General features: G+C 51.3%; 15 protein-coding genes and 2 tRNA genes. 11 read left to right on the forward strand and 6 right to left on the reverse strand.

Translation table 11 applies throughout. The annotated features are described in order from the left end of the window. Nucleotides 1-40 precede the first annotated feature (40 nt). The 3 genes from B2U47_RS05500 to B2U47_RS05510 are packed head-to-tail and all read left to right on the forward strand — an operon-like array spanning nucleotide 41 to nucleotide 3398. Nucleotides 41-1075, forward strand: coding sequence for a type IV pilus twitching motility protein PilT (locus B2U47_RS05500; RefSeq protein WP_296681737.1), 1035 nt, complete (start codon nucleotides 41-43; stop codon nucleotides 1073-1075). 14 nt (nucleotides 1076-1089) lie between these two features. Continuing rightward, the gene (locus tag B2U47_RS05505) at nucleotides 1090-2244 is read left to right on the forward strand and encodes a PilT/PilU family type 4a pilus ATPase (RefSeq protein ID WP_296681740.1); all 1155 of its coding nucleotides are present in this window, start codon (nucleotides 1090-1092) and stop codon (nucleotides 2242-2244) included. Further along, nucleotides 2241-3398: a PilT/PilU family type 4a pilus ATPase gene (locus tag B2U47_RS05510; RefSeq protein WP_296681741.1), complete on the forward strand. Its 1158-nt coding sequence runs from the start codon at nucleotides 2241-2243 to the stop codon at nucleotides 3396-3398. Before B2U47_RS05505 ends, B2U47_RS05510 begins: the two co-directional genes overlap by 4 nt. Here the strand turns inward: B2U47_RS05510 and bioD are convergent. Both bioD and B2U47_RS05520 read right to left on the reverse strand, forming a co-directional pair. Next, nucleotides 3395-4045, reverse strand: a complete 651-nt coding sequence (gene bioD, locus B2U47_RS05515) for a dethiobiotin synthase (RefSeq protein WP_296681743.1) — start codon at nucleotides 4043-4045, stop codon at nucleotides 3395-3397. The two genes, B2U47_RS05510 and bioD, sit on opposite strands and share 4 nt — an antisense overlap. Next, nucleotides 4046-5224 carry a YbfB/YjiJ family MFS transporter gene (locus tag B2U47_RS05520; protein WP_296681746.1) on the reverse strand — a complete coding sequence of 393 codons (1179 nt, stop codon included), beginning with the start codon at nucleotides 5222-5224 and terminating at the stop codon, nucleotides 4046-4048. It abuts the gene before it with no gap. A gap of 213 nt (nucleotides 5225-5437) precedes the next feature. Between B2U47_RS05520 and B2U47_RS05525 the strand changes: the two genes are divergently transcribed. From B2U47_RS05525 to B2U47_RS05540, 4 genes are all read left to right on the forward strand, one after another. Beyond that, nucleotides 5438-5956, forward strand: a complete 519-nt coding sequence (locus tag B2U47_RS05525; RefSeq protein WP_296681748.1) for a DUF1566 domain-containing protein — start codon at nucleotides 5438-5440, stop codon at nucleotides 5954-5956. Nucleotides 5957-6318: 362 nt separating this feature from the next. Beyond that, nucleotides 6319-7551, forward strand: coding sequence for an RtcB family protein (locus tag B2U47_RS05530; protein WP_296681749.1), 1233 nt, complete (start codon nucleotides 6319-6321; stop codon nucleotides 7549-7551). 42 nt (nucleotides 7552-7593) lie between these two features. After that, entirely contained in the window at nucleotides 7594-11013 is a 3420-nt protein-coding gene (locus B2U47_RS05535) for an STY4851/ECs_5259 family protein (RefSeq protein WP_296681751.1), read from the forward strand. Beyond that, entirely contained in the window at nucleotides 11014-17256 is a 6243-nt protein-coding gene (locus B2U47_RS05540; RefSeq protein WP_296681753.1) for a DEAD/DEAH box helicase, read from the forward strand. It begins immediately after the preceding gene. 85 nt (nucleotides 17257-17341) lie between these two features. On the opposite strand, the gene B2U47_RS05545 is transcribed toward B2U47_RS05540, so the two are convergent. Genes B2U47_RS05545 through B2U47_RS05555 form a run of 3 tightly spaced genes read right to left on the reverse strand, consistent with a single transcriptional unit; the run spans nucleotide 17342 to nucleotide 18536 of the window. Continuing rightward, on the reverse strand, nucleotides 17342-17815 hold the full coding sequence (locus B2U47_RS05545) for a DUF3368 domain-containing protein (RefSeq protein WP_296681755.1): 474 nt from the start codon (nucleotides 17813-17815) through the stop codon (nucleotides 17342-17344). Then, nucleotides 17812-18063: a UPF0175 family protein gene (locus B2U47_RS05550; RefSeq protein ID WP_236499522.1), complete on the reverse strand. Its 252-nt coding sequence runs from the start codon at nucleotides 18061-18063 to the stop codon at nucleotides 17812-17814. The genes B2U47_RS05545 and B2U47_RS05550 overlap by 4 nt, the downstream gene beginning before the upstream one ends. 35 nt (nucleotides 18064-18098) lie before the next feature. Next, entirely contained in the window at nucleotides 18099-18536 is a 438-nt protein-coding gene (locus B2U47_RS05555; protein ID WP_296681757.1) for a hypothetical protein, read from the reverse strand. Between the two features lie 231 nt (nucleotides 18537-18767). Between B2U47_RS05555 and B2U47_RS05560 the strand changes: the two genes are divergently transcribed. Both B2U47_RS05560 and B2U47_RS05565 read left to right on the forward strand, forming a co-directional pair. After that, nucleotides 18768-18831: transfer RNA gene (locus tag B2U47_RS05560), tRNA-OTHER, on the forward strand. Between the two features lies 1 nt (nucleotide 18832). Further along, nucleotides 18833-18903, forward strand: a tRNA-Gln gene (locus B2U47_RS05565). A gap of 55 nt (nucleotides 18904-18958) precedes the next feature. On the opposite strand, the gene B2U47_RS05570 is transcribed toward B2U47_RS05565, so the two are convergent. Further along, a complete protein-coding gene (locus B2U47_RS05570; RefSeq protein ID WP_296681758.1) occupies nucleotides 18959-19087 on the reverse strand; it encodes a hypothetical protein in 129 nt (42 codons plus the stop codon). 66 nt (nucleotides 19088-19153) lie between these two features. Here B2U47_RS05570 and B2U47_RS05575 point away from each other — a divergent pair, with 66 nt between their 5' ends. After that, the gene (locus B2U47_RS05575; RefSeq protein ID WP_296681759.1) at nucleotides 19154-20317 is read left to right on the forward strand and encodes a slipin family protein; all 1164 of its coding nucleotides are present in this window, start codon (nucleotides 19154-19156) and stop codon (nucleotides 20315-20317) included. A 175-nt stretch (nucleotides 20318-20492) separates the two neighbouring features. Next, nucleotides 20493-21065: a hypothetical protein gene (locus B2U47_RS05580; protein ID WP_296681760.1), complete on the forward strand. Its 573-nt coding sequence runs from the start codon at nucleotides 20493-20495 to the stop codon at nucleotides 21063-21065. Nucleotide 21066 lies beyond the last annotated feature (1 nt).

The following is a 21066-nucleotide window of genomic DNA, read 5'->3' on the forward strand; positions in this document are numbered from 1 at the left end:
TAATACAAAAATTATAACCCCTAAACGCGAACAACCGACAATGGACATTACCCAACTGCTGGCCTTTGGCGTGAAAAACAATGCTTCCGACCTGCATCTGTCGGGCGGGATGCCGCCGATGATCCGGGTGGATGGCGAAATGCGCAAGATCAACCTGCCGGTGCTGGAACACAAACAGGTTCACGCACTGGTTTACGACATCATGAACGACTACCAGCGCAAGCAGTATGAGGAATACTGGGAATGCGACTTTTCGTTTGAAATCCCCGGTGTGGCGCGGTTTCGTGTGAATGCTTTCAACCAGAACCGGGGTGCGGGTGCGGTGTTCCGTACCATTCCCAGCAAGGTGTTGACGCTGGAACAGCTCAATGCCCCCAATATTTTCCGCCAGATTGCCGAACAGCCACGCGGGCTGGTGTTGGTGACAGGGCCGACTGGCTCCGGCAAATCCACCACACTGGCGGCGATGATCGACTACAAGAATGACACCGATTACGGGCATATCCTCACCATCGAAGACCCGATCGAATTCGTCCACCAAAGCAAGAAAAGCCTGGTCAACCAACGTGAAGTCCACCGGGATACCCGAGGGTTTGAGGCTGCGTTGCGTTCCGCCCTGCGTGAAGACCCGGATACCATTCTGGTTGGGGAAATGCGTGACCTGGAAACTATCCGTCTCGCCCTGACGGCGGCTGAAACCGGGCATCTGGTGTTTGGCACGCTGCACACCACTTCCGCCCCGAAAACCATCGACCGTATCGTCGACGTGTTCCCGGCAGCGGAAAAGGAAATGGTGCGGGCGATGCTGTCCGAATCGTTGCAGGCGGTCATTTCCCAGACCCTGCTGAAAAAGAAAGGCGGCGGACGGGTCGCCGCGCACGAAATCCTGATTGGAACCCGCGCTATCCGCAACCTGATCCGCGAAAACAAGATTGCACAGATGCGTTCCGCCATGCAGACCGGGCAGACGGAAGGCATGATGACCCTCGACCAGTCACTGAAAACACTGGTGGTGAAAGGGCTGGTCGACCGCAATGATGCCCGCCGCAAAGCCGATAACCCGGATTCCATTTAACAGGAAGGTGACCCATGGATCGTGATTCTGCCGTCAGCTATGTCCACAAACTGCTGGCGACCATGTTGGAAAAGAAAGCATCCGACCTGTACATCACCGCTGATGCTGCCCCTTCCGCCAAGGTTGACAGCGAAGTCGTGCCATTAACCACCCAACCCCTCAACGAAATCAACGCGCGGATGCTGGTACGTTCCATCATGAACGACCGCCAGTTGAGGCAGTTTGAGGAGGACATGGAATGCAACTTTTCCATCAGTTTGCCGGGCAAGGCACGATTCCGGGTGAATGCCTTTACCCAGCGCGGTTGTTCGGGCATGGTGCTGCGCCATATTCCGACCGAGATTCCCGATTTCAAAAGCCTGTATCTGCCGCCGATCTTGCGGGACATTGCCATGACCAAGCGTGGGTTGGTGATCATTGTCGGGGCAACCGGCTCGGGCAAATCCACCACACTGGCGTCGATGGTGGATTACCGCAACCAGCATTCCAAAGGGCATATTGTCACCATCGAAGACCCGATTGAATTTGTCCACCAGCACAAGGGCTGCCTGATTACCCAGCGAGAAATCGGTGTGGATACCGCCAGTTATGAAATCGCCATGAAAAATACCCTGCGGCAAGCACCCGACGTGATCCTGCTGGGGGAAATCCGCGACCGCGCCGCGATGGATTACGCGATTGCCTATGCGGAAACCGGGCATTTGTGCCTGTCGACCTTACACGCCAACAGCACCAACCAGGCGCTGGATCGCATCATCAACTTTTTCCCGGAAGAGCGCCGCCACCAGTTACTGATGGATTTATCCCTCAACCTCAAGTCGGTGGTGTCCCAGCGCTTGGTGCGCAAGGCCAAGGGTGAGGGGCGTTTGCCTGCGGTGGAAGTGATGATCAACACCCCGCTGATGGCAGACCTGATCCTCAAAGGCGATGTACCGGGCATCAAGGATTTGACCTCCAAATCACGCGAGCATGGCATGAGGACATTCGACCAGGCGCTGTTCGACCTGATCGAAGCCCGTCAGATCACAGTACACGAAGGCTTGCGCCATGCCGATTCACAAAACGATTTGCGCCTCAAACTCAAGCTGCAAAGCCGTTTCGCCAAAGACAACGACTTTTTCAAAGGGTTGGACAACATGGCAATCGAACCGATGGAGAATGGTAAATGACGGCACTGACCGAAGCAGACCTGCGCATTACCCCGCTGCTGCACATGATGGTGAAACAGGGGGCATCCGACCTGTATCTGACGACTGGGGCGCACGCTTCCATCAAGGTACGCGGGCAATTGCGTCGCATCAGCCGCGAGCCGATGAAGCCGGGCAATATCCGCCAGCTTGCTGAAGAGATTCTGACGCGCTCGGAAATCGAAGCCTTTTTCGCCAACCGTGAACTGAACAAGGGATTTTCCCTGAAAGGCGTGGGGCGCTTCCGCATGAATTTCTATTTTCAGCGCGGGGAAGTGTCGATGGTGATCCGCCATATCCGTTCCGACATCCGCGCCCCGCATGAGCTGAACCTGCCGGAAGTGCTCAAGGATCTGGTGATGCGCAAGGAAGGCTTGCTGCTGTTTGTGGGTTCTACCGGCTCGGGCAAATCCACCTCGATGGCGTCCCTGATCCAATTCCGCAACGAACGCCATTGCGGGCATATCCTCACCATTGAAGACCCGATCGAATACACCTTCCGCCACGGGCAATCCATCGTCGGGCAGCGTGAAATCGGCTTCGATACCTTGAGTTACGCCAATGCCATGCGCGAAGCCATGCGCGAAGCCCCTGACATGATCATGGTCGGGGAAATCCGCGATACCGAAACCATGAATGCGGCACTGGGCTTTGCCGACACCGGGCATCTGGTGCTCTCGACCCTGCACGCCACCAACGTTATCCAAGCGCTGGAACGTATCCTCTACCTGTTCCCGAATGAGGACAAAAACCGCATCCTGATGGATTTGTCCCTCAACCTGCGCGGTATCGTTGCCCAACGGCTGATCCCTGATGAACAGGATGGCTTGCATCTGGCTGCCGAAGTGCTGATCAACACCCCGTATGTGTCGGAACTGATCCGCAAGGGGCAGTTCAGCGACCTCAAGGATGTGGTCGTCAAAGGGGTTAGTGACGGGATGCAAACGTTCGATCAGGCGCTTTACCAGCTCTATACTGACAACAGGATCAGCCGTGCCATTGCGCTGGAATACGCCAGTTCACGCAATGACCTGGAATGGCAAATCAATTTTGGTGCAGGTGATAACCTGCAAATCGCTCAGGAAATGCCACCGATTACCGAAACAGCGGCGGTTGCCGAAGCGGTGGCGGCTTAAAGCTGCAACAGGGGAATACTGCATCGTTCCCGCAAGTCGGCAAGGTTATCCATGCCAGCAGGTACGCTGGCTTGCTGGCGGTTAAGGATGATGCCTGCCACTGTCAGGTTGCGCCGCTGGGCTGCCTCAATGGTGAGTAATACATGGTTGAGGCAACCTACTCTGTCTTCTGTTACCAGTATCACTGGCAAGCCCAGCCATTCCGCCAGATCGGCATTCAGCCCGTCTTCTGCCAGCGGTGAATAGAAACCCCCTGCGCCTTCCACGAACAGAAATTGCCCTGCTTGCACATGGGCAAGACAGGCTGCTGCCAGACCGCCCAGCGTCAGGGTCTTGCCTGCCAGTCGGGCAGCACGTGGCGGGGCAAGCGCTGCCTGCAAGCGGTTAGCGCATACCTGTTGCGGGTCAGCACCGGCTGCTTGCGCCAGTTGCCAGGTGTCGGTTTGGGTAACGTCTTCTGCCCAGCCGGATTCGGCAGGTTTACGCGGCGCTATTTCCAGCCCGTGTTGACGCAAGACCTGGATCAGGCGGATTCCCACCCAGGTTTTGCCAACGCCGGTATCCGTGCCGGTCATGAACAGGCCGGGAGCTTGCAACAAGCCGGTTTGTGTAAGCCATGCACCCCATTCCAGGCAAAGTGTCTGCATTCAAGCCTCCATCCCTTGTTTCGCCACATAATGTGCCACCCACATCAGGATTCCGCCAGTCACCGTGATAGCTGACGCCAGCATGAGGGGCAGGTTGAAATTGCCCTGTTGTTCCGCCATCCAGCCCGCTACCGCCGGGCCGATGATTTGCGCCACCCCGAAACAGGCGGTCAGCAAACCCATCAGGCGGGTAGGTCGGGAACCTCCCAGTTTACCGCCATACATCAGAACCATCGACACAATCCCCATGAATGTTCCGCCAAACAGTAATGCCCCCAGCATGGCAGCTACTTCCGAGGTGCTGATCACCGGCAGGACAACACCTACTGCCTGTACCAGATAGGCAAGGGTCAGGGCGCGGAATTCTCCGATCCGCTGCGCCAGTTGCGCCCATAACCAGCAGGAAGGGGCTGCCGCCAACCCGACCACTACCCAGGCGTAATCCCCCAGATGTGGAAGCAGTGTTCCCTTGTGCAGGATAGACACCAGAAAAGTGGCGCTGATGACATAACCGACACCCTCACAAAAATACGCCAGCGCAATCAGGCTGATCAACCACTTGAAAGCCTTGTGCGGTACGGCAGTGTCAATCGCTACTTGCTTGTGCGGATGCAGTTGCCACGGTGAAAACAGCAAGCCCGGCAAACCCAGCAACAGGATCAGGATGCCACTGCTGATCCACAGACCCTGCCAGCTCTGAAAGTGCTGCAAGCCCAGTACCCACAAGGCTCCCAGCACAATGCCCAGCCCGATCCCCGCAAAATGGATGCTCAGCGCAGTGGAACTGTGGCGTGGGTTAATTGCCAGCATCATCAGCCCGGAACCGATTACCATGCCCCCTGCACTTGCCAGACCACTGAAAAAACGCAGAAATAATTGCGTGGTATCATGCAGGCTGATACCCATACCGATATTGCTCAAAGCTGCGAGTAATATCGCCAACCGGAACAGTCTGCGCTTGGTATCAATGGTGTGAATGAACATGGCAATTAGTGCGCCGCACAAATAGCCCACGTAATTGGCGGATGCCAGCAAACCGGCCCAATCCTCACCAAACCCAAGCTGGGTCTGCATCAGCGGCAACAGGGGGGTGTATATGAAACGTGCAATGCCAAAGGTTGAGATCAGACCCAACATGCCAACTGCCAATGCCCAGCGTTCCTGTTTGTTCAGCGTCATGTATACCTCGTTGCATTAGGGTTAACCCTTAAAAAACAAGCACAAATAATTAAAAAATATATAAGTCATGTTACTTACCGACCCAAAAAGATAATGATAAATTCATTTTATTGATATGAACCTTCGGTTAATCAATTGCGACCCACGATGAGCACCAAGGGTTTGGGGCGGTAACAACAAGATAATCTCAAGACTTGCCTGGTAATAACAACGATGAATATGAAAAAAACAACACTGACTTCCAGTGTTGGTGGGGGCTTTCTCCTCTGGACAGCACTGACATTTGCGCAAGACTGCCAGCTCAATCAACCTGCAACCACGCCTGATCAGCGTTTTGTTGATCATCGCAATGGTACTGTCAGCGACACCCAAACGGGTCTCATGTGGAAAAAATGTCTCGAAGGCCAACAGGCGATTGCCTGCTATGGCAGACCGAGCCAGATGTCGTGGGAATCCGCCGCACAACAGGCGCAACTGGTTAGTGCTCAGCGTTTTGCAGCCCAGGACGGCTGGCGGCTTCCTACTGTAAATGAGCTTGGCAGCCTGATTGAAAAGACGTGCAGCAACCCTTCCATCAACCTGAATATCTTCCCCAATACACCTGCCCTCAGCGTCTGGACGATGGAGCAGTCTGGTGCCAACGCCTGGAGTGTGGACTTCAGCAATGGTCGCCCGTTCCAGAGTCTGCTGGCGGGGGGCAAGTATGTCCGTCTGGTGCGTGACGCGCGGTAAGCGCCTGCACCTGACCACCTGATACTGGTCGCTGGTTTCGGTGACATCCCGCATCCCCTGTGGATAAGTCGAAGCCAGCGCCAGTATACCCTTAACGGCAAGGCCCTCACCTTGCCGTTATCTTTACGCCTATCGACAAGGTGATGGCGGCGCAGAGCGGTCTGGTGGAGATAAAGCAATATGTATTACGTTAGGATAGATTATTATCTTTAGGGATAGTAATGTCTGAAAGGTACGTTCTGCGATATTCGGAAAAACCAAGTTTTATTTGTTATCTATCAGTTAGATAGCTGGTGACAGATAACGCTGGCACACCCCTTGCAATATATTAAGCATCACTAACGACAAGCAAGGAACACACCATGAGCACTACCGCTACTTCCTACGAAGTCCTCCATGAAGCTGGTCACGCGCCTGTTAAGGCGTGGACAAAAGGCGTGCCTTTCGACGACAACTCCAAAAAACAATTGCTGAACATTGCCAAGATGCCGTTTATTCACCAGTGGGTGGCGGCGATGCCGGATGTGCATCTGGGCAAAGGTGCGACGATTGGCAGCGTGATTCCAACCGTGGGGGCGATTATTCCGGCGGCGGTGGGGGTGGATTTGGGCTGCGGGATGATGGCGGCGAAAACCACCCTGACCGCCGCCGATTTGCCCGATTCCTTGGAGGCAATGCGCAGCAAGATTGAGCAAGTGGTTCCGCATGGGCGCGTGGCGACTCGCGGTCAGCGCGATACCGGCAGTTGGGGTGATCCGCCGGACGATGTGCTGGAAAAATGGCTGGGTTTGAGCGCGGGTTTCCAGCGCTTGTGCGAGAAACATCCGTTCCTGAAAAACACCAATAACCTGAAGCACTTGGGGACGCTGGGGACGGGCAACCATTTCATCGAGGTGTGTCTGGATGAAACCCAAACCGTGTGGGTGATGTTGCACAGCGGGTCACGCGGGGTCGGCAATGCCATCGGTACGCACTTTATCGAGCAGGCGAAAAAGGACATGGAACGCTATTTCATCAACCTGCCGGATAAGGATTTGGCGTACATCCCCGAAGGTAGCCCGCATTTCCGCGACTACGTAGAGGCAGTGGCGTGGGCGCAGGATTTCGCGCAAGCCAACCGCGAGCTGATGATGGCGCGTACTTTGCAGGCGATCCGCGAGGTGTTGCCGACCCCGTTCACGGCGGACGTGGAGGCGGTGAATTGCCACCACAACTACATCAGCCGCGAACACCATTACGGCAAGGATGTGTGGGTGACGCGCAAAGGCGCGGTGAGTGCGCAACAAGGTCAGCTTGGGATTATTCCGGGCAGCATGGGGGCGAAATCGTTCATCGTGCGCGGGCTGGGTAATGCCGAAAGTTTTTGCAGTTGCAGCCACGGCGCGGGGCGCGTGATGTCACGTACTGAGGCCAAACGCCGCGTGTCGCTGGATGAGCATAAGCTCGCCGTTGCCGGGGTGGAATGCCGCGTGGATGAAGCGGTGATTGATGAAACGCCATCGGCTTACAAGCCGATTGATAAAGTGATGGCGGCGCAGAGTGATTTGGTGGAGGTGCTGCATACGTTGAAGCAGGTGGTGTGTGTGAAGGGGTGAGGAATGCAGTCGTTTTTTTGATCTAAAAAACTTACAATAAGCATGTTTGTCGTGGATATAAGTGGTGCTTTTATGGATAGGCAAGGATGGTTGGCAAGGTTTCTTCTACGGGTGCGTGCAACTCAACCTGATGGGCGACCACTGTATGCTTACCAGTGCTCTGACAAGAAATATAACGAACTAACCACGCTAATCCAGCAAGAAATTTTGCCTACTTGCAGGAACAATAATTCAAAACTCCAATCATTTGCTGCCCTGTTTTGCCTATATGCAGCCGAAACTTTTCGTCGAAAGCATACTGACGGGGCGTGGACTTGGGAAACGGTATTCACCCCTCTTGACATTGATTCCCGTCACTGTGACCGCAACATGGATACTTGGGCGAGAATTTGGGTAGAACAGGGGCTGAAAACATGGAAAAGGCCATTAATACGCTATCAAGAGGGCAAGGGCAATCGAGCCTTCCTTGTCACCATTGCCTGTGAAGGTGGTTTGCCCCTTAACTTGCTGCACAAACAGAACGCCAACCTAACCCAGTTTTTCCGTTCCGTGCTGGAGCAGTATCATGCGCGAAGGTTTGGCGGGGTGGATGTGGCAGAACAGATTGCCAATCAGCGTTCGTTCTTGCTGCCGAGCAGTTTGCGGCAGGATGTTGTGTTCCGGTTGGCAGGTGAATTGATTGCCCAAGTGACAGCCTTACAACAACGGGTGGGTGATGCACCTGACCCCATTGTAGCGTTAGACCACTTGAATGGAGAATGGCGTAAACAACTACCGCTCAGTTTGGAGAATGACGCTGCCAAAGTCCTGCTGACCGGGTTAGTCCGCCAGTCTGGTGAGCTTGTCAGGAATGCTACTGCCCGTGTGTTGTGGCGGGGTTGCTTACAGGAATCCTTACAGGGTTGGCAGGTGTGGAAGCTGCTGGATTTTCCCGAAAGGCTGAGTGATGAACAGATGGCTTCTTTGTTGGCATCTACGGAATCATCATCTGCACCACGTTTCAGGATGGTGCTACAAACGCCAGAAGGCAGTGACACAGTGGCATTACTGACCTTGCACCAACAACATGAACGTAACTTTTATCGCCGTGAGTGGTTACACCGTGCCGGGACTGTCAGGTTGGATAGTGGTCGGGTTGGTTTACCCCACAAGATTCTGTTAAGTGCTGCGAATGTCAGTTATTCAGTTCCTGTCCATAATGATGAGCCGTGGGGAGATCTGCCGTGGGTATTTGTTGGTGGGGAAACCGACGGCAAATGGGAATGGCTGACCGAAGGTTCCGCCAAAACCAAGCAGGAAATTGCCTTGGTGGCTGTGACTGGCGGTTTTTCCCCGGCAGTGGTAAATGGCGGGGAAGCCTTGATAGTTGGTTCCATCCCGTCAATTGGACGTACTTTATACAGAGTGACAGGTGAAGCCAGGTTCCATTCGTCAACAGGTGATAGTTATTTTGTCCGTTGCCGAGCTGAAACAGACTCGGATGAGAGTTACAGGCTGGACGGCAATACAGTCTTTGAAGCATTGAATGAGCAGCTTATATTCCAAGGGCTTCCCCGCATCAAAGCAACCACACAAACACAACCGATATACGAACCCAAAGGCAAAGTGCAATGGCGTCCTTTTTATGAGGCTGGTACGTGGCGCACGGGTGAGGCAGGTTGCTGTGGTAGGGTTTGGCTTCGCTTTATAGATGAATCAGGCGCGGAGCGCCTCCGGCGGCAAGCAGACATTGTGCCTCGTGCGTTCCATATCACACGCACAGTAGGATCGAATCTTGCCGCAGGCAGCTATCGGCTTCGCAGTGTTGATCATGCCCATGTTTTAAGTCCAGCCAAGCCTGTTATAGAAGTCCAGCCTATGGGTGATGGCATCCAGTTGTCTTGTCCTTTCATCCACGATGCCAGCCTTGAACCTATCCGTTTGCGTTTGGCGTGGTCGGGGGCGGAACCATTTGAAATGATGTTGCCCTATCCACAGCGTGGTGCAGTATTTACGTTTGACGGCAAAATCCTGCCTGACCATTCCGTAGTGCCATTGGGGCGTTTGGGTGGTCTGCAATTGCTCATTCAAGACCAAACTGATAGCGGCAGATTTGCCTTGGATGTTGCTTTGGAAGGCAGCACCCTTGGGTTCAAACAAAAGTTGCCACCACTGCAACGCGGCAGTTTACAATTTTTGCTGGATAGTGAACGTGACAGGCTTACCTCATTGCTGGCAAGCACTCATACGAAAGATATATCAGTAAAAATTCAGGTCATGTCGGGTGGAAGTTGCCTTGCAACCGTCGTCGTAGCCCGCTTTGATGTGGCGATGCAGCCAGACCGGAAGCAATGTCTTGTAAGCATCAGCGATAAATCTCTGCAACGGCTGGGTGATGGTTGGCAATCCCGCATCCGCATGGAAATGATTCCCTTGTGGAATCCCGGCAGTGAACCCATTTCTCTCACAACTATTGAAGGAAATGATGCAGTTTGGGGGATTCCTTCCGATTTGTCGCCTGGGCCTTGGTGGATTATCGGAAGGGATGGCAATTGGGCACGGTTTCGTCCGTTGCTGTGGACTGCCAGAAATGTTGAGGAAGGAACAGATATTGCTGCGGAGGAAGATGCACCATCCCTTGAGGCAATTATTAAAATTGTGGATGAACAACAGCGTAAACAACACCTCCATAATTTAATGCAGGCTTTGGGCGGCAATCCTGAACATCCAGACTGGGAATTGATCACCATCTATATAGGGCTTTCCAGCGAATTTCCACCTAGTACGTTGGATGTATTGACCCATTTGGTGGAGCATCCCGCAACCTTGGTTTTATTGCTACTGAAATCCAATGAGGATGACTTTAATAGAATTTGGTCACTGTCAGAGCAAATGCCTTTCTCATGGAGCTTAATTTCAGCAAAGACATGGGCAGACACAGCCCATTTGTACTACAGCTCGCTGCGAAATTCGTTGGCGGCATTTGATTGGGGTGAACAAACGGTTGAGGATAGCTTCAAGCAGTTCTATCGGCAGATGACCGAACAGCGTCCGTCATGGCTACCTTTGGGTGACTGGCTTCAGGAACAGTTATTTCCTAAAGCCCCCGTCAATGGAACTAGCTTGCTTTGGCAGGCAAGGTTAAGGGGTGATGTCCAGCTAAAAGAGATCATTAGGCAAAACGAAGAAGGCTTGCAGGGACGACACAATGCTGATGAGCAATGGCCTGTCAGTAACGAAGTGATGAAATTGGTTAACCATTTAGAAGAATTTCATCGCTACCAGCGCCTAAACAATCATTTGCGCCCAGTCCGTTGCGCCCCCTTCGTGGCGGCATACATCTGCCTCAATGGAATTGAACCGTCCTCTCTATTGGTTTACGAACTAAGGCTTATACGTGCCTTTGATCCAGAATGGTTCTTTGAAACTTACCGCATTGCCATGGCACTAGGATTGGCTAACTATCTAAAGGAGAAGCGTTGAGTGACTACCCCCAAACTTTTCTATGCCACTTTGGCAGAGCAATTGACCAACCGGGCTAGCCGCTCTGTTTTGGGTTTGACCGGATTCCGTAACGATGCCCTACGTAACTACCTTGATGAACAATTCAGGCAGAAGCCGGGTATGGCAGGTGCTTTGCTAGCCGATCCAGTGTTTGAAGCCACTTTTGGTTGGAAACAATCCGCACAACAAATGCGGGACTTGGGAGGAACACTGCTTAATTCCCAATTATTGGCAGCACTGGACAAACCAGAAAAGAAGCATACAACGGAAGACTACGCTTTCCCGCTGGAAAGGCATCCTTACCAACACCAGTTGGAGGCGTGGAGCAATTTGCTACAGGAAAACCCACGACGTTCCGTTTTAGTGAGCAGCGGAACAGGCTCAGGTAAAACGGAATGCTTTCTTGTGCCAATCCTCAACGACTTGGTGAATGAAGTCGAGCAAAAGAAAAACGCCTCTTTGACAGGGATTCGGGCGTTGTTCCTCTACCCACTGAATGCGCTCATCAAAAGCCAAAAAGACCGCTTGGTGGCATGGTCAGAACCCTTCGGTGGTAAGCTGAGATTTTGCCTCTACAACGGCGATACACCAGAAAATAACAAAAAGAATGACTGGAAATGCGAGGTTGCCACCCGTGACACCTTGCGCAACAACCCGCCACCTATTCTGGTAACAAACACCACTATGCTGGAATACATGTTAGTTCGGGATAAAGATCGACTTATCATCGAACAATCACAAGGTAAACTGCGCTGGATTGTTATTGACGAAGCTCACACGTATCTAGGTTCTCAGGCCGCAGAGTTGACCTTGTTATTACGCCGTGTTCTTCATGCCTTTGGATGCAAACCGACCGATGTACATTTTGTTGCAACTTCTGCAACCTTGGGCGATAACAGCGAGGCATCCAAACAACACCTTGCCAAATTCCTAGCTGATATTGCTGGAGCCTCAGTCTCCCAAATCTCAGTAGTCACTGGTGAGCGTGAAGTGCCAGAACTGCCTGACAATCTACTGAATCAGAAGGAACAGCGTCCTTCTTTGCAAAAACTCTGGGAGATGTCGGCTGCTGACAAATTTGATGCTTTAGCAAAAGACCCCGTTACTCGTAAATTACGTACCCAGTTGATAGGCGGGGCTAACAAGCTAAGTACCTTGACGGAATCCTTGTACGGTAACAGCCCCGCCGAAAATGATTGGCGCACGACACTGGCATTAATCGACTGTTGCACTCAGGCCAATAAAAAAATCGACACAGAATCCACCCCATTTTTACCGTTGCGGGGACATTTCTTCCAGCGCACGTTGAATGGCATTTGGGCTTGCTCTAACAATCATTGCCAAGGTCGCTCAGGTACACAGTTGGACAGTGATAAGTGGTCATTTGGGGCAATCTTTTTGGAGCGTAGGCAACACTGCCCTCACTGCGAAAGTCCTGTTTTTGAACTGGTGCAATGTGGTGAATGTGGTTCCGAATACTTGGCAGCCGATGAAAAGCATGAAGATGGTAAAGAATGGTTGCGGCCTCGCCAATCCTTTCAGGATGAAGATGAATTTCAACAAGAATTAGAAGTCCCGGAAGATGAAGATACTGAGCTAGCTTCAACATCACCTAGGCATTCGGCTCAACTAAAACGTTTGCTGACCAGCAGTGCGCTATCAACAAGTAGTACGTCATCAATAAGAACCATATCGTTATCCTCGGCAGGTCAGGTGGATGGGACAGATATTAAAAAATTCACCGTCTATTTGACTGATGATGATAATGAATGCCCTTTTTGTCATGCCAAAAAAGAACTTCACGATACCCCATTATGTCGCTCCGTTCGAGTTGGTGCGCCATTTATGTTAAGTACAGCGATTCCAACATTGCTTGAACCGCTCTCTCCGATGAAAGGTAGTGAGCCACGCCCGCTAGATGGCAGGAGGTTGATTACTTTTACCGATAGTCGCCAAGGTACAGCCCGTTTTGCAGCCAAATTGCAGCAGGATAGCGAACGGGATTATGTACGGAGTCTCATTTATCATTATTTGGCTGATAGTGCGAATACAACTACGGCATCTGCTTCTGATAAAGATGACTTACTGAAGCGAATAGAAGAATTGGAGAAAATTGTAAAATCAAGTCCAATTCTAAAACCCACACTAGAAGCAGAAAAATCAAAATATGAGGCTCTTAACAAGAACTCATTGGGGCAACTAGCATGGCAAAAAATGGAGGAAAAATTACTGCTAACTGACGATGTTGATCGTTGGTTGCTAAGTGATCTTAAAAAACTGACTTTTGAACAATTTTCCAAGGATAGGGAATATGCAAGATTATGCTTGTTACGGGAGTTTTTTGCGCGGCCTAAGCGGCAACTGTCGCTAGAAGGACTGGGACTAACTCAGTTGATCTATCCCAAACTATTCAAATCAGAGCCTAGTACACTTTTCAAAAGTCTAAATGTCAATAAGGCAGAATGGCAAACATTGTTACAGGTGGCAGTTGATTATTTATTAAGAACTGGTGGTTCTACGATTAATGTCACACGTGAATATGCCCGCTGGCTAGGTTATCCTGCTCGTCCAATGTTTATTCTTAAACCGGGCGAACAAAGAAAATCTCCTAAAATTCAGCGTTATTGGCCATCTAGTAAGCAGATTTTATTCTATAGAAACCGTTTGGCAAGGTTGCTGGCCTATGCTTTCAAACTGGACTTTGAACAGAAAGAGCATGTCGCACGACTGGATGAAATGCTATCAGACATCTGGAATGGCATCTTTGTTATATTGAGCAAATCTGCTGATGGTTATTATCTAGACCTTGATGAACAAGCCGAACTATCCCAAGTCAACGAGGCTTGGTTATGTCCCGTAACCCGCCGCGTACTCCCGGTGGCCTTTCGTGGCATTACACCTTACTTGCCATTTAATCCCAAAGATGCAGAATTAGTTATCTGTCAGAAAGTCACTATTCCTATTGTTCCCTCTGCATTCCCGAATGATGTGGCATCCATCAACGACTGGCTTGAAAATAATCCCGACATAATCAAGTTGAGACAGCTAGGCATTTGGTCTGATGTAAATGATCGTATTGTTAAATTTAGTCGCTACTGGCGAGCAGCAGAGCATTCGGCGCAAATTTCAGGCAATGATTTGACCCGACGTACCGATAGTTTCAAAGAAGGTAAAATCAATCTTCTGAGTTGCTCTACAACCATGGAAATGGGGGTGGACATTGGTGGTTTGAGTGCTGTTGCGATGAATAATGTACCACCTCACCCCGCTAATTTTTTACAGCGTGCGGGGCGTGCTGGACGAAGAGGGGAAACGGCAGCGGTCAGCTTTACTTTGTGTAAAGCAACTCCACACGGAGAGGCGATTTTCCATAACCCACTCTGGCCTTTTACAACACAATTGGCTATGCCAAAAGTTGCTCTGCAAAGCGAACCCATCGTACAACGTCACATCAACTCTTTGGTGTTATCCGAGTTCCTGGCTGAACGTACTAACGATACTGTAAATAGGCTAACACTAACTAGTGGGTGGTTTTTTGAATCAGCATCTGAAGAAAACTCTGCTTTATACGAGGTATTTAAGAATTGGTGTCTACAGGAAGCGCATAAGAAACCTTCCATTAATGAGGGATTGGTCAGCTTGACTAAGCATTCTATCCTGCAAGGTCGTGAGGTAGCCTATTTGCTGGAGCGTTCCTGTGAAATGCTAGATAGAACTGCTGCCCGCTGGCTGGTTGATCTCAATGCGTTGATTGAACAGCGAGAACTAGTCAAAACCAGCAAAGGCAATAGCAAACCTGAACAGGCACTGGATTTGCAACTGGATCGGTTGCGCGGCGAATATTTGCTGGGTGTGTTAGCCACACTCGGCTTCTTGCCGGGTTATGGTTTTCCGACAAATGTTGTCCCTTTCATTACCACAACAGCAGAGGACTTGGAGCACAAGAAAAAAGCAAAGAATGAACGCGAGGACAATCGGGCAAAACGGGCTGGTTATCCAAGTCGTAACCTTGCCGTCGCCATCCGTGACTACGCACCGGGTACAGATACCGTGCTGGATGGGCGTGTATACCGCAGTCAAGGCGTAACTCTGAACTGGCAATTGCCTGCCGAAGTGGAAACTGCCCCTAAAATCCAAGCATTGAGATATGTCTGGCGGTGTGATTCTTGTGGCAATAATGGGATACGTCCAGTTAAACCCGACTCTTGCCCGCACTGTGGAGAAACCAATACGAGCAAAATAACCACTAGCCAGTTTCTACAACCTGCCGGATTTGCCGTCGGAATACGGCATAAAGTGCATAATAACGTTACCACTCCTCAATACATCCCTGTACGCGATCCGATGATTTCGTTACGTCACGCTGACTGGATGGCATTACCAAATCCACAATTTGGGCGTTACCGCAGCAGTAACCAAGGGCATCTTTTCCATCACTCTGATGGTCTGCATGGGAAAGGTTATTCTGTGTGTCTGGTTTGTGGCTGGGCTGATTCCGTGACCGTTGAGGGTGAAGAAATAAAACGTGCTGCCAGCTTAGAGAACCACCGCCGATTACGAGGTGGTAAAAACGATGATAGGGAAACAGCCTGTCCCGGCAATGACCGTGATTGGGCGATTAAAGATGGGTTGCTGCTGGGTGTATCAACACAAACTGAAGTATTTGAACTCCAATTGTGGGATGAGCAAGGCAAAGGCATTAATCAAGTCGTTGCTCATACTTTGGCTGTGGCGTTCAGGCGTGCATTATGTATGGAACTGGGTATTGAGGAGTCAGAAGTCGGTGCATTCGCATCCCAACGCAGGGATCAAGGGAGATTACCTACTTACTCCATTTACCTGTACGACACGGCAACAGGTGGTGCAGGTTATTCCACCCAAGCGGTAGCATTGCTTGATACGCTGTTTAAACGTGTTCATGAAAGTGTCTTACCATGTCCAAAAGAATGCGATAGTGCTTGCCAAGCCTGCCTGCTGACCTATGATACTCAGCACCATGTTGATCATTTGAACCGTCATGAGGCAAACACCTTGTTGGAAAGTGGTTTGCTCCATTCAATGGTTTTACCGGAGGCATTAAGGGTATTTGGTGCAGCAACGAAATTTGAACTGGAGCCGCTGGCGTTAGCCCTAAACCGTGAATGGCAACACCATGACTTCAAGGAGGTCAGGATTTACTTCGGGGGGGATGTTTCCTTATGGGAACCTCTGGCTTGGCGGTTAAGACATGACCTAATTCGTTTGCGGGAAACTGGGACACTCGTGCGATTTGTATTAACTTCATCCATGCTCCAGCAACTGGAGGCTAGCCAAAAGAGTGAGCTTAATGCCCTCATTACCTTTATCGGTGCAGAGGTGTATATGGGGGAAATAGGTAGCACACCCAATACTCCCGTTGTAATGGAAACTGGTGGTCAGGATGAGAGCATCCGTTGGGCTGCTAGCCATCCAGATGCACTTGCCCCGACTCCTGCGTGGGGTGTTACAGGTTATGCAGGCAGCCAATTTGTCAGGACTCATCTTACTACTGCATTACCTGCCATCCATTCAAGTTGGCAAAAGGTTGAACCTACCGCATTGCATCCAAGCATTCCCGCTGGTACTACCGAACTTGTCATCACGGATCAGTTCAACGGCGCATCCACTTTGTTTGGCAAGCAGGCATGGCAGGCGGTTTGTGACAACATACCAGCATTGGCAAAGCAGCTTGCCAGTGGTGCACCATTAGTGGAGGTACGATATTCTGATAGGTATTTGCGCTCCCCTTTGATGTTGCTGCTACTCAATAGTTTGTTGCAAGGTTTAGGGCAATATACTGGCGGTTTGGTGAAAGCAACCTGCGTTACAGTCGTAACCTCACAACTTAATGACAACAGGAGCGGATACCCTAGACTGCTGCATCATGATTGGCTGGAAGATGGGGAACGCCGCCAAGTTGCCGAACGCTTGTTTAAGATCAACTTGCCTCATTTTGAATGGTTATCGAAAGAAAATAAGCAACTGCCCCACGCTCGTGAATTGGAATTGGTATGGAAAGATACCCGCTGGCTTGTCCGTTTAGATCAAGGTGTTGGTTATTGGGGATTACAACGTTACGTGCGTTCAGATTTTCCATTTGACCAAGCTGTTCAGGAACAAGTCAAATTCTTGCACAGCCGAGGTTTCCAAGTTGAACAAATGGATAAACGACATCCGACTTATTGGTACTTCAGGCAGCAATAAAAAATGGGAGCATGATGGCGGCGTGGAGAGACTTGGTGGAAGTGCTGCATATGCTAAAGCAAGAGGTGTGTAGAAAGGCTAAAAATCATTCTCCTGCCAAGCGTAGCGCCTCAGTTACCACCACGTCGCTGAGATACAGATTTGCCTGTTGGATAATCATCGCATAGGGCTTGATTGCCGAAATCAGCCCTTTTTCCTTGGCACGTAATAATAGTCCTAAGCTGCCGATAGCTTTAATGGCATTGAGTAATGCTACTTTTTTGGCGCGTTGATCATCAATCAACAAGTGCTGGGCATTCAGGCGCTTGTACAAAGCCATTGCTTGTAATTCGCCCGCACCAAGCCCGTTAGCGGTGATGACTAAAGCAGACAAATCAACATCTACCGTTTTGTCACTCAGGTAGGCTCGCAGTTTTTCAGCGGCGGGCTTGCCTGCAATAACACATTCTTCAAACACCGCACGCGGCACACGGACTTGTTGATAAAGCGCGTCCAACAAGTGCAATCCATTGCATACTGCCAATGCAACCAAGGCAGAACTATCCGCTACAATAATCATAAATCGCGCAATGCCTCCAACTCCGCTTCGAGTTCACCGGGTTCGTAGTGGATGACAGGGATTTTGTGTTTGGCGCATTCTTCGTAAAAGCGGTAGCGGTCTACGCCTGCAAACTCACAGGCAAATCCAGCGGATATTTTCCCCACCTGAAACATGGCGAGAGCCGCGTACAGCTTGATTTGCTTGGCAAGTTCGGGAAGCGTGTAGTCCAACCCGAATTGTTCAGGGACATCGAGTGTAACCTGCATTTCTAACACCTCGGTTAGCGTTTTTCATGAACTCATCATAGCGGTTCAGGCTCGGATTCCGCAATGTGGTTAGGTGCACACGGATACAGCGTGATATACATACCCATCCCCAAAGCGGTCATGCGACTCAGCGTTGCATGGGTTAGCTCATTCCTGACACGCGCCCCATCACCACATTGATAGCCAATGTCCAATGTTTTGCTCATGCAAGCGTCCCAAATGGCACGGGCTGAAGCATCCAGTGCTTCGATAGCATTGAGCATGGCTACAATGGTCAGTTCAGGTTCGCGCAGGTGCAATGCCTCGTCAGCCGCCTCATTGACTTCCAACGTTGCATACCATTTGCCGTCATCGCCAACCCCAGCGTGCAATGAATAAAAGCCACTGGTTTCCAATGCCTGCACCAGAAGCGTCAAATCCTGCTCGGCAATCAGGTCAAGGTCGGTGTTGAGATAGTGGGTTGTTTCTTTCATGAAAATAGATTCCTATCTTTATAGATACACAGGTTCATCATCTGGTTTTCTCTTTAAAAACCAATTACCCATATAAACCCAATAATTTTAATAGTTTAAAAAACAACAACCAACTTGGCACACCCCTTGCATTACCATTCACGACTTTCGTTACTCGTGGAGCAGGTTCAAATACCTGCCTGACGCGCCCACCACTGGTGTACCCGCGTATCTGTTTCAGAAGTCCCCAACGCAGCTATAGCTCAGTGGTAGAGCAACCGCAAGGTGGTCATGGGTTCGAGCCCCATTAGCTGCTCCTTACCATAGCTCATTTGGTAGAGCACTTGATTTGATCAAGCTGTAGTGGGTTCGACTCCCACTGGTAAAACTACCCTTTTACGGTAGCCTAGCCCGCAAGGGCAAACAACGGCAAACCACCACGGTCAACGCCCGACGGCAGTACGTGTTTCGGCACGGATTACCCGACAGCGACGACCAACACCCGCGCCGCCTTGACGGTGGGTCTGCGGGGTGCGAAACCGCCACTGCTTCGGCTCACGCGGCTTTCCCACCTCGCACAAATCGTCAAGCCTGCACGGGTGTGGGGGAATGCCACCCAATTTTTACAGGACAACGCCATGTTATTCAAAACCAAAATCATTGTTCCAGAAACACATCGCGGGCTGTTGTTCAAAGACGAACAGTTCGTTGAAATCCTGCCTGCGGGTGTCCACACCTTTTACGGCTGGAAAAACCAGTATCGCGTCCAGCAATTCGCCGTTACTGGCAGTGCGCAAACCTTTGTGCCGGATGATGTCGTCAGCCTTGCTGATTTGCACCCTGAAAAATTCGCGGCGCAAATCCAACGCTGGGAAACCAGCGAACAGGAAGTCGGCTTGCTGTACCAAGACAATGTACTGAAAGACATCAAGCCGCCCGCGCAACGAGGCGCGTACTGGCAAGGTCAGCGCAGCATCGAAATCCGCAAGCTCGACATCAGCACCGATTTCAAGCTGCCAAAAGCCTTGGCAAGCCAATTGCTGGCAGCCAAAGACCCCATATTACGGGCGGCGGTGCTCAACGCGATGGCTATTGCCATCATCCCGGAAGGCCATAGCGGTTTTCTGGAAGTTGACGGCGAACAGCACGCCATGCTGACAGCGGGTACGCACGTTTGGTGGAGGTTCAACCACACCATCGAAGCAACCCAGTTGGATTGCCGCTTGCAAAACATGGAAGTCAACGGTCAGGAAATCCTCACTAAAGACCGCGTAGGCTTGCGTATCAACCTTTCCGCCATGTGGCAGATTGTTGACCCGCAGCAAGTCAAAACGGCACTGGCAGACCACAAGGACTACTTGTACCGCGAACTGCAACTGGCGTTACGCGCCGTGGTTTCCACCCAAACGCTGGACGAATTGCTGGCAGACAAAAACCTGCTGAACCAATCCATCCAGCAAATAGTTGCGGAAAAAGCGGCCGCTTACGGCATCGACCTGAAAACCGTCGGGGCGCGTGACATCGTATTGCCCGGTGATATGAAGGCGATTTTGGCGCAAGTCGTCGAAGCCGAAAAACGCGCCGAAGCCAACCTGATTCGCCGCCGCGAAGAAACGCAGGAAACCCGTTCCCTGCACAACACCGCCAAGGTCATGGAAGGCAACCCGGTCTTGCTGCGCCTGAAAGAGCTGGAAATCCTCGAAAAGATCACCGGACGCATCAGCACCCTGAATGTCTACGGCGGTCTGGATGGTGTCATGAACGATCTGGTCAAGCTGACCGACAAGGGCAAAGCCGCGTAACATTGCTAGGGGCGAAACATTTTTCGCCCTATAGCCATTGCTGGCAATGGCAAACCAGTACGGGCTGAAACTGCCGCGTTAGTGTTGGCTACTGTTGCCATCCAACAGTCAGGCGGTACTTGAGTCGGACGGGTAAAACCATTAGAAAGGCGCATCAATCAAACGCGGGGTAAGGATGGTTCGTTGGCTGTTGCTGATGAATCTGGTGACAATACTGGCAGGTTGTGCGCAGACACCACCAGCAAGCACGGTATCTAGCAACACCAGTACGAATGTCTGTATGCAGCAGGTGCAGGATTTGCAGCGGATTCCGCCTGCGCCCACCAGCCCCACGGATGGTTTTCGCCGTAACCAGTTGTGTATTGCCGAGCGGGTTTGCAGGCAGCGGGCGGAATTCACCGATCCACGCTGGCTGGATCAGGTGATGCAAGATTTCATCACGGCTTACACCCGCAAAACCCTGCACTGGGAGCAATTGCTGGCAAACTGCCAGCAGCGTTCGCCCCTGAATCCGTTACGCAAGCTGCTATGCCAACGCGAGATGGCGCGTTACCATATTTTCACCGATTTGCGGGCAGCGCTGGATCAGGCCGGATGCGGCACGGATGCTGATTGGCAACGGCTGGAAGGTCATATCACTGCCTGTATCGCTGATGCAGGTTATGCCCCGTTGCTGTCGGATTACATCCAGCACCGAGTGGTGAATTACCGCAATCAGGTACGCTGGGCGTGCCAGCACCACCAGTAAG

This window comes from Thiothrix sp. UBA5583 (assembly GCA_002425225.1).
Taxonomy (GTDB): Bacteria; Pseudomonadota; Gammaproteobacteria; order Thiotrichales; family Thiotrichaceae; genus Thiothrix; species Thiothrix moscowensis.

Bases quoted from the DNA above. Each gene is read 5' to 3' on its own strand.
- B2U47_RS05500 (WP_296681737.1), top strand. From the start codon at position 41: ATGGACATTACCCAACTGCTGGCCTTTGGCGTGAAAAACAATGCTTCC.
- B2U47_RS05505 (WP_296681740.1), top strand. From the start codon at position 1,090: ATGGATCGTGATTCTGCCGTCAGCTATGTCCACAAACTGCTGGCGACC.
- B2U47_RS05510 (WP_296681741.1), top strand. From the start codon at position 2,241: ATGACGGCACTGACCGAAGCAGACCTGCGCATTACCCCGCTGCTGCAC.
- bioD (WP_296681743.1), bottom strand. From the start codon at position 4,045: ATGCAGACACTTTGCCTGGAATGGGGTGCATGGCTTACACAAACCGGC.
- B2U47_RS05520 (WP_296681746.1), bottom strand. From the start codon at position 5,224: ATGACGCTGAACAAACAGGAACGCTGGGCATTGGCAGTTGGCATGTTG.
- B2U47_RS05525 (WP_296681748.1), top strand. From the start codon at position 5,438: ATGAATATGAAAAAAACAACACTGACTTCCAGTGTTGGTGGGGGCTTT.
- B2U47_RS05530 (WP_296681749.1), top strand. From the start codon at position 6,319: ATGAGCACTACCGCTACTTCCTACGAAGTCCTCCATGAAGCTGGTCAC.
- B2U47_RS05535 (WP_296681751.1), top strand. From the start codon at position 7,594: ATGTTTGTCGTGGATATAAGTGGTGCTTTTATGGATAGGCAAGGATGG.
- B2U47_RS05545 (WP_296681755.1), bottom strand. From the start codon at position 17,815: ATGATTATTGTAGCGGATAGTTCTGCCTTGGTTGCATTGGCAGTATGC.
- B2U47_RS05550 (WP_236499522.1), bottom strand. From the start codon at position 18,063: ATGCAGGTTACACTCGATGTCCCTGAACAATTCGGGTTGGACTACACG.
- B2U47_RS05555 (WP_296681757.1), bottom strand. From the start codon at position 18,536: ATGAAAGAAACAACCCACTATCTCAACACCGACCTTGACCTGATTGCC.
- B2U47_RS05575 (WP_296681759.1), top strand. From the start codon at position 19,154: ATGTTATTCAAAACCAAAATCATTGTTCCAGAAACACATCGCGGGCTG.
- B2U47_RS05580 (WP_296681760.1), top strand. From the start codon at position 20,493: ATGGTTCGTTGGCTGTTGCTGATGAATCTGGTGACAATACTGGCAGGT.